The organism is Streptomyces sp. NPDC043726, from assembly GCF_056436565.1.
On sequence record NZ_JBWKCI010000018.1, the window covers coordinates 25,522 to 38,741 of the forward strand.

12 protein-coding genes are annotated in these 13,220 nt (G+C 70.8%); 8 read left to right on the plus strand and 4 right to left on the minus strand.

What is annotated here, in order from left to right; translation table 11 throughout:
- The first annotated feature begins 127 nt into the window (after positions 1-127).
- Both AC068Z_RS37330 and tyrS read left to right on the plus strand, forming a co-directional pair.
- Positions 128-1,510, plus strand: coding sequence for a metallopeptidase TldD-related protein (locus AC068Z_RS37330; protein ID WP_478566411.1), 1,383 nt, complete (start codon positions 128-130; stop codon positions 1,508-1,510).
- 43 nt (positions 1,511-1,553) lie between these two features.
- Positions 1,554-2,822, plus strand: a complete 1,269-nt coding sequence (tyrS, locus tag AC068Z_RS37335) for a tyrosine--tRNA ligase (RefSeq protein WP_478566414.1) — start codon at positions 1,554-1,556, stop codon at positions 2,820-2,822.
- 83 nt (positions 2,823-2,905) lie between these two features.
- Here tyrS and AC068Z_RS37340 read toward each other — a convergent pair whose 3' ends face one another.
- Positions 2,906-3,184: a GlsB/YeaQ/YmgE family stress response membrane protein gene (locus tag AC068Z_RS37340; RefSeq protein ID WP_478566417.1), complete on the minus strand. Its 279-nt coding sequence runs from the start codon at positions 3,182-3,184 to the stop codon at positions 2,906-2,908.
- 202 nt (positions 3,185-3,386) lie between these two features.
- Here AC068Z_RS37340 and AC068Z_RS37345 point away from each other — a divergent pair, with 202 nt between their 5' ends.
- Both AC068Z_RS37345 and AC068Z_RS37350 read left to right on the plus strand, forming a co-directional pair.
- Positions 3,387-3,785 (plus strand): DUF3099 domain-containing protein, encoded by a 399-nt coding sequence (locus AC068Z_RS37345; RefSeq protein WP_478566420.1) that lies wholly within the window; start codon positions 3,387-3,389, stop codon positions 3,783-3,785.
- A 214-nt stretch (positions 3,786-3,999) separates the two neighbouring features.
- Entirely contained in the window at positions 4,000-4,218 is a 219-nt protein-coding gene (locus AC068Z_RS37350) for a hypothetical protein (protein WP_478566423.1), read from the plus strand.
- Positions 4,219-4,222: 4 nt separating this feature from the next.
- On the opposite strand, the gene moaA is transcribed toward AC068Z_RS37350, so the two are convergent.
- From moaA to AC068Z_RS37365, 3 genes are all read right to left on the minus strand, one after another.
- Entirely contained in the window at positions 4,223-5,212 is a 990-nt protein-coding gene (gene moaA, locus AC068Z_RS37355) for a GTP 3',8-cyclase MoaA (RefSeq protein WP_478566426.1), read from the minus strand.
- A gap of 147 nt (positions 5,213-5,359) precedes the next feature.
- Complete coding sequence (locus AC068Z_RS37360) at positions 5,360-7,000, minus strand: solute symporter family protein (RefSeq protein WP_478566429.1); 1,641 nt, start codon at positions 6,998-7,000, stop codon at positions 5,360-5,362.
- Positions 6,997-7,353, minus strand: a complete 357-nt coding sequence (locus tag AC068Z_RS37365; protein WP_478566432.1) for a DUF485 domain-containing protein — start codon at positions 7,351-7,353, stop codon at positions 6,997-6,999. The genes AC068Z_RS37360 and AC068Z_RS37365 overlap by 4 nt, the downstream gene beginning before the upstream one ends.
- Positions 7,354-7,651: 298 nt before the next feature.
- Between AC068Z_RS37365 and AC068Z_RS37370 the strand changes: the two genes are divergently transcribed.
- The 4 genes from AC068Z_RS37370 (at position 7,652) to AC068Z_RS37385 (ending at position 13,189) form a co-directional block, all read left to right on the plus strand.
- Entirely contained in the window at positions 7,652-9,175 is a 1,524-nt protein-coding gene (locus AC068Z_RS37370) for a S8 family serine peptidase (protein WP_478566435.1), read from the plus strand.
- 26 nt (positions 9,176-9,201) lie between these two features.
- The gene (locus AC068Z_RS37375; RefSeq protein WP_478566758.1) at positions 9,202-10,704 is read left to right on the plus strand and encodes a S8 family peptidase; all 1,503 of its coding nucleotides are present in this window, start codon (positions 9,202-9,204) and stop codon (positions 10,702-10,704) included.
- A 44-nt stretch (positions 10,705-10,748) separates the two neighbouring features.
- Positions 10,749-12,086, plus strand: a complete 1,338-nt coding sequence (locus tag AC068Z_RS37380) for a CoA transferase (protein ID WP_478566438.1) — start codon at positions 10,749-10,751, stop codon at positions 12,084-12,086.
- 101 nt (positions 12,087-12,187) lie between these two features.
- A complete protein-coding gene (locus AC068Z_RS37385) occupies positions 12,188-13,189 on the plus strand; it encodes a CopD family protein (RefSeq protein ID WP_478566441.1) in 1,002 nt (333 codons plus the stop codon).
- Positions 13,190-13,220 lie beyond the last annotated feature (31 nt).

The following is a 13,220-nucleotide window of genomic DNA, read 5'->3' on the forward strand; positions in this document are numbered from 1 at the left end:
CCGGTCAAGCACAGTCTCAACACCACGCAGGAGGCCGGTCGATGAGCGTCAAGTCCGGGATCGGCTGGGGGTCCGGGGGTCATCCCCCGGTCAAGCACAGTCTCAACACCACTCAGGAGGCCGGTCGATGAACAAGCCGCACGAGATCGTCGAGCGGGCTCTGGAGCTGTCCCGGGCGGACGGGTGTGTCGTCATCGCCGACGAGCAGTCCACCGCCAACCTGCGCTGGGCCGGCAACGCGCTCACGACCAACGGCGTGACGCGCGGGCGTACGCTCACCGTCGTCGCGACCGTCGACGGCAAGGAGGGCACCGCCTCCGGAGTCGTCACCCGGTCCGCGGTGACCACGGAGGAGCTGGAGCCGCTCGTGCGGGCCGCGGAGGCCGCCGCGCGGGGCGCCGGGCCCGCCGAGGACGCGCAGCCGCTGGTGGCCGACGTACCGGCGTCCCCGGACTTCACGGACGCGCCGGCCGAGACCTCCTCCGCGGTGTTCGCCGACTTCGCCCCCGCGCTCGGCGAGGCCTTCGCACGCGCGCGTGCGGGCGGACGCGAGCTGTACGGCTTCGCCAACCACGAGCTGGTCTCGTCCTACGTCGGTACGTCGACCGGGCTGCGCCTGCGTCACGACCAGCCGAACGGGACCCTGGAGCTGAACGCCAAGTCCCCGGACCGCACCCGCTCGGCCTGGGCCGGCCGCTCCACGCGTGACTTCAAGGACGTCGACCCGGCGGCGCTCGACGCCGAACTGGCCGTACGCCTCGGCTGGGCCGAGCGCAAGGTCGCGCTGCCCGCCGGACGCTACGAGACGCTGCTGCCGCCGACCGCCGTCGCGGACCTGCTGATCTACCAGATGTGGTCGGCGTCGGGCCGGGACGCGGCCGAGGGACGCACCGTGTTCTCCAAGCCGGGCGGCGGCACCCGCGTCGGCGACCGGCTGACCGAACTGCCGCTGACCCTGCGCAGCGACCCGAACGAGCCGGGTCTGGAGTCGGCGCCCTTCGTGCTGGCCCACTCCTCCGGGGGCGACTCCTCGGTGTTCGACAACGGCCTGCCGCTCTCGCCCACCGAGTGGGTCAGCGAGGGCGAGCTGCGGCACCTGCTGACCAGCCGGCACAGCGCGGGCCTGACCGGGCTGCCGGTGGCGCCGGGCATCGACAACCTGATCCTGGACGGCGGCGGCGAGCGCTCGCTGGAGGAGATGGTGGCGGACACCGAGCGCGGGCTGCTGCTGACCTGCCTGTGGTACATCCGCGAGGTCGACCCGGCGACGCTGCTGCTGACCGGCCTGACCCGGGACGGCGTGTACCTGGTGGAGAACGGCGAGGTGACCGGCGAGGTCAACAACTTCCGGTTCAACGAGTCGCCGGTGGACCTGCTGGGCCGGGCCACCGAGGCCGGGCGCACGGAAAAGACGCTGCCCAGGGAGTGGAGCGACTGGTTCACTAGGGCTGCGATGCCGGCCCTGCGGGTGCCGGACTTCAATATGAGCTCTGTCAGTCAGGGCGTATAACCTCGTACCTGACCCGGAGCACTCCTAAGGAGATACGAGAACCGTGACGGACATCGTCGACGAGCTGAAGTGGCGTGGCGTGATCGCCCTGTCCACTGACGAGGACGCTTTGCGCAAGGCGCTCGCGGACGGTCCCGTCACGTTCTATTGCGGTTTCGACCCGACCGCGGCCAGCCTGCACGTCGGTCACCTGGTGCAGGTTCTCACCATGCGCCGGCTCCAGCAGGCGGGCCTGCGCCCGCTGGCCCTGGTCGGCGGCGCCACCGGCCAGATCGGCGACCCGCGCCCGACGGCCGAGCGCACGCTGAACGACCCGGAGACGGTCGCGAACTGGGTGACCCGGCTGCGCGCGCAGATCGAGCCGTTCCTGTCCTTCGAGGGCTCGAACGCCGCGGTGATGGTCAACAACCTGGACTGGACGGCCGGGCTGTCGGCCATCGAGTTCCTGCGGGACATCGGCAAGCACTTCCGCGTCAACAAGATGCTCACCAAGGAGTCGGTCGCCCGGCGCCTGCAGTCCGAAGAGGGCATCAGCTACACGGAGTTCAGCTACCAGCTGCTCCAGGGCATGGACTTCCTGGAGCTGTACCGGCGGCACGGCTGCACCCTCCAGCAGGGCGGCAGCGACCAGTGGGGCAACCTCACGGCGGGTCTCGACCTGATCCACAAGCTGGAGCCGCACGCCCACGTGCACGCGCTGGCGACCCCGCTGATGACCAAGGCGGACGGCACCAAGTTCGGCAAGACCGAGGGCGGCGCCGTCTGGCTCGACCCGGAGATGACGACGCCGTACGCGTTTTACCAATTCTGGCTGAACGCGGACGACCGGGACATCTCGACGTACATGCGGATCCTGTCCTTCAAGTCCCGCGAGGAGCTCGAGGAACTGGAGCGGCAGACCCAGGAGCGGCCGCAGGCCCGGGCGGCACAGCGGGCGCTGGCCGAGGAGCTGACGACGCTGGTGCACGGCGCGGACCAGACGGCGGCCGTGATCGCCGCGAGCCGTGCCCTGTTCGGGCAGGGTGAGCTGACGGACCTGGACGACCGCACGCTGGCGGCGGCGCTGTCCGAGGTGCCGCACATCAAGGTCGCTGAGCTGGCTCCGGTCGTCGATCTGTTCGCCGAGGTGGAGCTGGTGGCGAGCAAGTCGGCGGCCCGGCGGACGATCAAGGAGGGCGGGGCCTACGTGAACAACGTGAAGGTCACCGCCGAGGACGCCGTGCCGGAGGCCGGGGAGCTGCTGCACGGGCGGTGGCTGGTGCTGCGGCGCGGCAAGAAGAACCTGGCCGCGGTCGAGGTCACCGGCGCCTGAGCGCACACGAAGGGGGCGGCTCTCGAGGGGAGGGCCGCCCCCTTCGGCGCAGGATTCGCCGTACGAGGTCGTCGTACGAAACCTCAGGTGCGCTGCTTGTTCTTGCCCAGCGTCGCCATGTACGCCATGTCCCCCACGCCCACGATGATGAGCGCCGCGACCAGTTGGAAGGCGTGCCGGCTCCAGTCGATGCCGGAGGTCTCCTCGACGCCCGCCGCACGGGCGATGGCGTTGCCCACGATGGCGCCGAGCATGCCGAAAATGGTGGTCAGCCAGAGGGGGCTGTGCTGCTTGCCGGGCAGGATCGCCTTGGCGATCAGCCCCAGCACGAACCCCACGATGATCGCCCACAACCAGCCCATGGCTGCCTCCTTGTACGGCTCGACGTGAGCATTACGCCCAGTCTCCGGCCGTGCGCGGTACGCCGCATGTCGGGTGGGGCCGTACGCGGGACGGCTGAGGTCGCTCACCTGTGCGGAAGGTGCCCCGGTCTCGTAGGCGGCGCAGGCCAGGCGTAACGTGGACGGCAGGGGTGAGTCCAATGCGGGCGGATGGTGGAATGTGATGCGGAAGCAGCACGGCGCGGGCAACGGCCAGGTATTCCGGATCACCGGAGCCAGGACGGGCCTGCAGGAAGACGTACGAGGGCGGCAGCGCCGGTACGTCATCTCGATGTCGATCCGTACGCTGTCTGTGATCCTCGCCGCGACCCTGTGGAACGTCGAACGGCACGTGGCCTTCGTGGCGTTGGTGCTCGGCGCGGTCCTGCCCTACATCGCGGTGGTGATCGCCAACGCCGGGCGGGAGAACGCGCCCTCGCTGCCCTCCACTTTCGTGGCCGCTCCGACGCGTCCGATGATCGCGGGGCCGAGGGCCGACGCGCCCTTCGCGGAACCCGTCCCGGAAGACGTGGTCGCCGACCAGACGCCGGGTGGGGCCGGCGAAACACATGACCGGAAATGACCTTGGCGGGGGTCTGGCAAACGGAACCCACCTCCGTACCAAGCTCAAGAAAAGCTCAGATCAATAGTGTTGTTCCGGTGCCGGGCGGCGGGTGACCCATGACATACTTCGTAGGCGCTCCGCATCCCCCGTCGGAGCGACGGACCGACGCCGGGCAGCTCCCCCCGTGGCTGCTCGGCGTCGCCATGTGTACGGGCCTTGTGAGACGAAATCCGTGACTGACGAGACGCCGATCTGTTCCGCCAAGGGCTGCCGGGCCGCCGCCGTATGGGTCCTGGCCTGGAACAATCCGAAGATCCATACGCCGGAGCGGCGCAAGACCTGGCTGGCCTGTGAGGAGCACCGGGAGCATCTCTCCCAGTTCCTGGGCGTGCGGGGCTTCCTGAAGGACGTCGTGAAGTTCTCGGAGTGGGAAGAGCCCGGCGCGCCGTAAAGTTTCAGCCGCCGATCGCCGACATCGGGCGGTCCGGCTGGACGAAGGCCGGGTCGTCCAGGCCCGCGCCCGCCTTCTTGCCCCACATCGCCAGCCGCCAGATCCGGGCGATCTCCTCGTCGGGGGCACCGGAGCGCAGGGCGGCCCGCAGGTCGGTCTCCTCGCGGGCGAACAGACAGGTGCGGACCTGGCCGTCGGCGGTGAGGCGGGTGCGGTCGCAGGCCGAGCAGAACGGGCGGGTCACCGAGGCGATGACGCCGACGCGGTGCGGGCCGCCGTCGACTGTCCAGCGCTCGGCGGGGGCCGAGCCGCGCTCCTCGGAACCCTCCTCGGTCAGCTCGAAGCGGGTGCGCAGGGAGGTGAGGATGTCCCCGGCCGTGATCATGCCGTCGCGCTTCCAGCCGTGCTGGGCGTCCAGGGGCATCTGCTCGATGAACCGCAGTTCGTAGTCGTGCTCCACGGCCCAGGCGAGCAGGTCGGGGGCCTCGTCCTCGTTCAGCCCCGGCATCAGCACGGAGTTGACCTTGACGGGGGTCAGGCCCGCGTCGCGGGCGGCCTGAAGGCCCTCGATGACGTCCTTGTGGCGGTCGCGGCGGGTGAGGGTCTTGAAGACGTCCGGGCGCAGGGTGTCCAGGGAGACGTTGACCCGGTCCAGACCGGCCGCCTTCAGGGCCCGCGCGGTGCGCTTCAGGCCTATGCCGTTGGTCGTCAGGGACATCTGGGGCCGGGGCTCCAGGGCCGCGACCCGCTCGACGATGCCGACCAGGCCGGGGCGCAGGAGGGGCTCGCCGCCGGTGAAGCGGACCTCCTCGATGCCCAGGGAGGTGACCGCGATGTCGATCAGGCGGACGATCTCGTCGTCCGTGAGGAGATCGGGCTTGGCCAGCCACTGCAGGCCCTCTTCGGGCATGCAGTACGTACAGCGCAGGTTGCACCGGTCGGTCAGGGAGACCCTCAGGTCGGTGGCCACTCGGCCGTAAGTGTCGATGAGCACGTGGGCCCCCTCCCGCGTCGCGGATCACTCATTTTCCGTCACTTGCGAGCCTACGTGACCGCACTGACATCAACAGTGCCCGATCCCACGAGGTAAGACGCGGCCGCGTCGTAGTTCCCTACGACGCGGCCGCTTCGGGGGCAGTACTCAGTGGGCGCCGGTGCCGGTCAGGGACCGGACCTCCAGCTCGGCGTACTTGCCCTTGTCCGGCTCCTCCTTCGACAGGTAGGTGCCGATGATGCCGAGCAGGAAGCCGACCGGGATGGAGATGATGCCCGGGTTCTCCAGCGGGAACCAGTGGAAGTCGACGTCCGGGAACATCGAGCTGGGCTTTCCGGAGACGACCGGCGAGAACAGCACCAGGCCGACGGCGGTGGTCAGACCGCCGTAGATCGACCACAGGGCTCCCTGCGTGGTGAACCGCTTCCAGAACAGGCTGTAGAGGATCGTCGGCAGGTTGGCGGAGGCGGCGACCGCGAAGGCGAGCGCGACCAGGCCTGCCACGTTCAGGTCGCGGGCCAGGGCGCCGAGGCCAATGGAGACGACGCCGATGCCGACGGTCGCCCAGCGGGCGGCGCTGACCTCCTCCTTCTCGCTGGCCTGGCCCTTCCTGATGACGTTGGCGTAGATGTCGTGCGCGAAGGACGACGAGGAGGCGAGCGTCAGGCCCGCGACCACCGCGAGGATCGTCGCGAAGGCGACCGCGGAGATGGTGGCCAGCAGGATGGCGCCCCAGGTGGAGTCGACGCCGCCGAGATGGAGCGCCAGCAGGGGTGCGGCCGTGTTGCCCGCCTTGTTGGAGGTGGTGATCTCCTCCGGGGTGATCAGCGCGGCGGCGCCGAAGCCGAGCGCGAGGGTCATCAGGTAGAAGGAGCCGATCAGGCCGATCGCCCAGATCACGGACTTACGGGCGGCCTTGGCCGTCGGGACCGTGTAGAAGCGGATCAGGATGTGCGGCAGACCGGCGGTGCCCAGGATCAGGGCGATGCCGAGGGAGATGAAGTCCAGCTTGGTGGTGCCGGTGGCGCCGTACTTCAGGCCGGGCTCCAGGAAGGCCGCGCCGTGGCCGCTCTGGTCGGCGGCGGTGCCGAGCAGGTCGGAGATGTTGAAGTCGAACTTCAGCAGGACCAGGAAGGTCAGCAGCAGGGCGCCGGTCATCAGCAGCACGGCCTTGACCATCTGGACCCAGGTGGTGCCCTTCATGCCGCCGATGCTGACGTACATGATCATCAGAACGCCGACCAGGGCGACGATGCCCACCTTGCCGGCGTCGCTGCTGATGCCGAGCAGCAGGGAGACCAGGACGCCCGCGCCGGCCATCTGGGCCAGCAGGTAGAAGATCGACACGACGATGGTGGAGGTGCCGGCCGCCGTGCGGACCGGGCGCTGGCGCATCCGGTAGGCGAGGACGTCGCCCATCGTGTAGCGGCCGGAGTTGCGCAGTGGCTCGGCGACCAGCAGCAGGGCGACGAGCCAGGCGACCAGGAAGCCGATGGAGTACAGGAAGCCGTCGTAGCCGAAGAGGGCGATGGCGCCCGCGATGCCGAGGAAGGACGCGGCGGACATGTAGTCGCCGGAGACGGCGAGGCCGTTCTGGAAGCCGGTGAACTGCCGTCCGCCCGCGTAGAAATCGGCGGCGTCCTTGGTCTGGCGGCCCGCCCACACGGTGATGACGAGGGTGGCGACGACGAACACCCCGAACAGGCTGATGATCAGCGTACGGTGCTCGCTCGCGGCGTCCGCCGCCAGCAGCGCGTCGCCTGCGAGAAACGTCTGCGCGCCGCTCATGCGCCGCCCTCCATCCGGGACTTGATCGCGTCGGCCTTGGGGTCGAGCTTGGCGGCGGCGTGCCGCGCGTACCACCAGGCGATGAGGAACGTGGTGAGGAACTGGGCGAGGCCGAGGACGAGGGCGACGTTGATGTTGCCGAACAGCTTGGTGCCCATGAAGCCGCCTGCGTAGTTCGACAGCAGGACGTACAGCAGGTACCAGACGATGAAGCCGACGGTCAGCGGAAAGGCGAAGGAGCGGTAGGAGCGGCGCAGTTCACCGAACTCCGCGCTCTCCTGCACCTCGGTGAACTCCTCGGTGGTCGGGAGTCGGTGTTGCTGTTTCGAGGGGGGCGGTGCGTCGGTGGCCACGGAGTCTCCTCGCGTTGCGGGCGCTGTTGCGACATCGGACGGGTTGGGTACGGACATGGGGCGGCTCTGTTCCTCGCGGTTACCAGGGGGCTCGATCGTGCTCGGGCCTCCTGTCCAACGTCACGGCGCCACGCGAGGACCGGTTCAACCCGGCTCACTTCTTTCCGAACTCACCTGTGGTGGGTCATTGCTGGCCAGCGAGGCGGGGAGATAGCTTCACCCTGCACGCCCGTCATGTACCTGCCCGAGCACCACCTGTGTCTCGGGCAGTTCCGTTTCCGGATGATGTGGAGATCCCATGGCTCATCTGCCTTCCAGACGCCGACTCGCTCTGGCCGTCCCCGTCGTGCTGTCGCTGACCGCCTCGCTCGGCTTCCTGCCGACCGGTGCGACGGCCGCCCCGCTCGCGGAGACCACCGCGCAGACGGCGGACGCGCCGAACCTGGCCTACGTCGTGAACACCAAGACGGACCGCCGGACGCTCGAGTCGGTGAAGAAGGCCGTGACCACGGCCGGGGGAACCGTCGTGGTGTCGTACGACAAGATCGGGGTGATCGTCGCCCACTCCGCCAACCCCGACTTCGGCAAGCAGATGCGTGCCGTGCGCGGGGTCCAGTCGGCCGGTGCCACGCGCACGGCGCCGCTGACCGCCGCCGGCACCACCGACCAGGGCGCGGCCGAGTTCCTGACCGACGCCCAGGCCGCGCGGGCGGCCGAGGCCGCCACCCCCGACAGCGAGCCGCTCGAGGCCGACCAGTGGGACCTGCGCGCGATCGGCGCCGACAAGGCGGCGAAGATCAACCCGGGCAGCAGCAAGGTGACCGTCGCCGTGATCGACACCGGCGTCGACGACACCCACCCGGACCTCGCGCCGAACTTCTCCAAGTCCCAGTCGGCCAACTGCGTGGGCGGTGTCGCGGACACCAGCGAGGGCGCCTGGCGGCCGTACACCGCGGACGACTACCACGGCACGCACGTGGCCGGTGAGATCGCCGCCGCGCGCAACGGCATCGGTGTCGCGGGCGTCGCCCCGGGCGTCAAGGTGTCCGGCATCAAGGTGAGCGACCCGGACAACGGGCTGTTCTACCCGGAGAGCGTCGTCTGCGCCTTCGTGTTCGCCGCCGACCACGGCGTCGAGATCACGAACAACAGCTACTACGTGGACCCGTGGCTCTACAACTGCATGGACGACCCCGACCAGCGGGCCATCGTCGACGCGGTCAACCGGGCCCAGCTGTACGCGCAGAAGAAGGGGCTGCTCCACCTGGCCTCGGCGGGCAACTCCAACCACGACCTGGACTCGGACGCCATCGTCGACACCACCAGCCCGGACGACTCCACCCCGGTGGAGCGCACGATCGACCCGCACGAGTGCTACGACGTGCCCACCCAGCTCCCGGGCATCGTGACCGTCAGCGCGACGGGCGTGCAGAACCTGAAGTCCTACTACTCCTCGTACGGCAAGGGCGTCGTCGACGTCGCCGCGCCGGGCGGTGACCGGCTGTACCAGATACCCGACACGCCCTCGAAGAACGGCCGCATCCTGTCGACGATGCCGAACGGGCAGTACGCCTTCCTGCAGGGCACCTCGATGGCCTCGCCGCACGCCGCCGGCGTGGCCGCGCTGCTGAAGTCCAAGCACCCGTGGGCCAAGGGCGCCACGCTGCAGGCGATGCTCAAGGCACAGGCGGACAACCCGGGTTGCCCCGAGTCCTACGACCAGAACGGCGACGGCACGCAGGACGCGGTGTGCGCGGGCGGCCCGCGCGTGAACGGCTTCTACGGGTTCGGCATCGTCAACGCGCTGCGCGCGGTCAAGTGACCCACCGGACAGGAGTGATGGACACCATGACAGCGCACTTCCCGCGCTCTCGCCGTGCGCTGGCCGTCCCCGCCGGGATGGTCATGGCGACGGCGCTCGCCCTCCTGCCGAACGTGTCGGTGGCGGCCGAGGCGGAGGCCGACGCGACCGCGCTCAGCTATGTCGTCAACCTCCGCTCCGGGCACGGCCCTTCGCCGCGTGTGGAGCGGGCCATCGCCGAGGCCGGCGGCACCATCGTGACGTCGTACGACCAGATCGGCGTGATCGTGGTCCACTCGGCGAACCCGGACTTCGCCAAGACGCTGCGCGAGGTGCCCGGGGTGGCCTCGGCGGGCAACACGCGGCACGCTCCGCTGCCCGCGCAGTCGACGACGGACGTCGGTACGCCGAAGGTGATCAGCGCGGCCGAGGCGGCGGCGGTCGAGGCCGTCGACGGCGAGGACCCGTTGCAGCCCCTGCAGTGGGACCTGCCCGCCATCAAGGCGGACCAGGCCCATGAGAAGTCGCTGGGCAGCAAGGACGTCACCGTCGCGGTGATCGACACCGGCGTCGACGACACCCACCCCGACCTGGCGCCGAACTTCGACCGCGAGGCCTCGGTCAACTGTGTGACGGGCAAGCCGGACACCTCCGAGGGCGCCTGGCGGCCGGGGCCGACGGAGAGCGCGCACGGCACGCACGTGGCCGGTGAGATCGCGGCCGCCAAGAACGGCGTCGGCATGACCGGTGTCGCCCCCGGGGTGAAGGTCTCCGGGATCAAGGTGTCGACGACGGCCGGGTACTTCTACACGGAGGCCGTGGTGTGCGGCTTCGTGTGGGCGGCCGAGCACGACGTCGACGTGACGAACAACAGCTATTACACCGACCCTTGGTACTTCAACTGCACGGACGACCCGGACCAGCGCGCGCTCGTCGACGCCGTCGCCCGGGCCTCGCGCTACGCGGAGAAGAAGGGCGCGGTCAACGTCGCGGCGGCCGGCAACGAGAACTACGACCTCGCGGCCGACGAGATCACCGACCCGGTGTCCCCGAACGACGGCACGCCCTCGGACCGGGTCGTCGACCCCTCCGAGTGCCTTGACATACCGACCCAGTTGCCGGGTGTCGTGACGGTGGCGTCGACCGGTGCGAAGGGCATCAAGTCGTCCTTCTCCAACCATGGCCTGGGCGTGATCGACATCGCCGCACCCGGCGGCGACTCGACCCGCTTCCAGACCCCGGCCCCGCCGGCCACCAGCGGCCTGATCCTCGGCACGCTGCCCGGCGGCCGATGGGGCTACATGGCCGGTACGTCGATGGCGTCCCCGCATGTCGCGGGCGTGGCGGCCCTGATCAAGTCGACGCACCCGAAGGCCCCGCCGGCCCTGGTCAAGGCGCTTCTGTACGCGGAGGCCGACGCCACGCCGTGCACGGATCCGTACGACATAGACGGCGACGGCAAGATCGACGCGGTGTGCGAGGGCACGAAGAACCGGAACGGGTTCTACGGGTGGGGCACGGCGGACGCGCTGGACGCGGTGACCAAGTAGGCCGACTCCATACGTTGATTCGGTCAATACTGCATAGTGCAGTCATGACCGACATCGCGTATGCCTGGTCCGCTCTGGGCGGTGACCCCGCTCTTCTCGCGCGGGCCTCCACCGTGGTGCGGGGAGGCGCTCTTCAGGGGCGCCTCCCCGTACGTCAATTGGCCCGCGCGTGTGTGGGAGCGTGCGCGCTGGCCGCCGCCGAGCTGGGGGCGCGGCGGGCCGGGCTCGCCGAAGTGCCGCACGCGCGCGTGGACGACGGCGCCGTCGCCACGGCGTTCCTGAGCGAGCGGCATCTGTTGATCAATGGACGGGCGCCGGTCAACTTCGCCTCGCTGTCGCGGTTCTGGCGTACGGCGGACGGGTGGGTGCGCACGCATGCCAACTACCCGCATCACCGCGAGCGGCTGCTGGCCGTGACGGGGCACCCGGAGTCTCTGCTCGAGCGGTCCGCGCTGGAGGTCGAGGAGGCCGTGCACGCGGCCGGCGGGCTCGCCGTCGCCGTGCGTACGCCCGAGGAGTGGGCCGGGCATCCGCAGGCGGCCGTGGTGGCCGGGCTGCCGTTGGTGGAACGGCAGCGGCTGGACTCGGCACGCGCGCGTGCGCTTCCGGCGGGCGGTGCGGCGCTCCCGCTCGACGGAGTGCGCGTGCTGGACCTGACACGGGTCATCGCGGGACCCGTCGCCACCCGCACCCTGGCCCTGCTCGGCGCGGACGTGCTGCGCGTCGACCCGCCCCGGTACCCCGAACTGCCCGACCAGCACGCCGACACAGGGTTCGGGAAGCGGTCCGCGGTGCTGGACCTCGTCGCGGACCGGCAGGCCTTCGAGGACCTGCTGGCGGCCGCGGACGTGGTCGTCACCGGCTACCGGCCGGGCGCCCTGGACCGGTTCGGGCTCGCTCCCGAGGCGCCGGCGGAGCGTCGGCCGGGGGTGGTCGTGGCCCAGGTGTCGGCGTGGGGCGCCCACGGGCCCTGGGGCGAGCGGCGCGGCTTCGACAGCCTGGTGCAGGCGGCCACCGGGATCTCCCTCCTGGAGGGCTCGGCGGAAGCACCGGGCGCGCTGCCCGCGCAGGCGCTCGACCACGGCACCGGGTACCTGCTGGCGGCGGCGGTCCTGCGCGCCCTGACCGAGCGGTACGACGAGGGCGGCGGCAGGCTCGTACGGCTGGCGCTGGCGCGCACCGCGCACTGGCTGACGACCGGGATCGAGGCGGGGAACGCGGACGGGCCGGCGTACGACGGCCCCGAACCCTGGCTGGCCGGGTCGGACAGCGCGCTCGGGCGGCTGCGGTACGCCCTGCCACCGGTGGCGTTCGAGGGCGGGCCGACGGACTGGGCACGGCCGCCCGGGGTGTGGGGAACCGATCCCGCCCGGTGGACGTGAGTCGTACCGGAGTCCGAAAACGTACTCATGGCCGGAATGCCGTACCGCCAGTTGTTTTCCTGCGCTTGCCCGGTTCTGGGGCGACTGGTGAAGATCACGAGGTGACCTTGATACGACCCACGTCGGGGTCGGCCGACCCCGACGAACGCCCACGGCGCCCCGGTACGGGCCGGGCCGTCGCCGTTCTCGTCCTGGTGGTGCTCGGGGCGCTGATCCCGCTGCTCGGCCCGTCCGCCGCGCTGCACGACACCGGGGAGGCCGCCGCGCCCGGCACCCGCGGCATCGCGCTGCTGCGGACGGTGCTGTTCGCGGCGCTGTGCGTTCAGGTGGGCGAGCTGTTCGTGAACCGGCTGGCCCGTTCCGTGCCCGGCACTCCCCCGGCCGCGCACCGCAGCTGGGCGCCGTACGCGGCCGGTGCCGGTTTCCTCGCCGCCCTCGGGCTCGCCTCGGTGGTGTCGACGGGCAATCTGGTGCCGGGCAGCCTCTCCGACCTCGACGTCGGCGGCCTGTACGCCACCCGCGACGGCAAGCTCGCGCTGCTGGAGGTCAACGCCTTCGCCGTGGCGGGACTGTGCGCGCTGTCCCGGCGTCCGGGCACCCAGGTCTGGCCGCTGGCCGCGGTGGTCGTGGCCGAGGCGCTGCGCGCCCATCCGACCACCGAGCACTCCCCGCTCGTCGGCTCCGGACTGACCCTGGTCCACCTGACGTGCGCGGCGCTGTGGGTGGGCGGCCTGCTGCACGTCCTGCGGCGCCTGCGGGGCGGCACACCGGCGGGCGCGGCACTGCTGGGGCTCTACGCGCGCGTGGCCGCCGTTCTGCTCGCCGCCATCACGGCGACCGGGGTGTGCAGTTCGCTGCGCCGGATGCCGTCGGAGACGATCGTCGAGCAGCTGACGACGACGGCGTACGGACGCGTGCTGCTCGCCAAGGTGCTGCTGGTGGCCGCCGTCGCCGCGCTCGCCCTGTGGGCGCGGATCCGGCTGAGCCGGGCCCCCGACCCGCTCACGGCCTGCGCCCCCGCGCGCGCGGAGGTCGTCGCGCTGGGCGTGGTCGTGGCGGTGTCGGGGCTGCTGACGGCGCTGCCGGTGCCGATCAGGTGGTGACTGTCGCCAAGGGTTTCAGGTGGCGACTGTG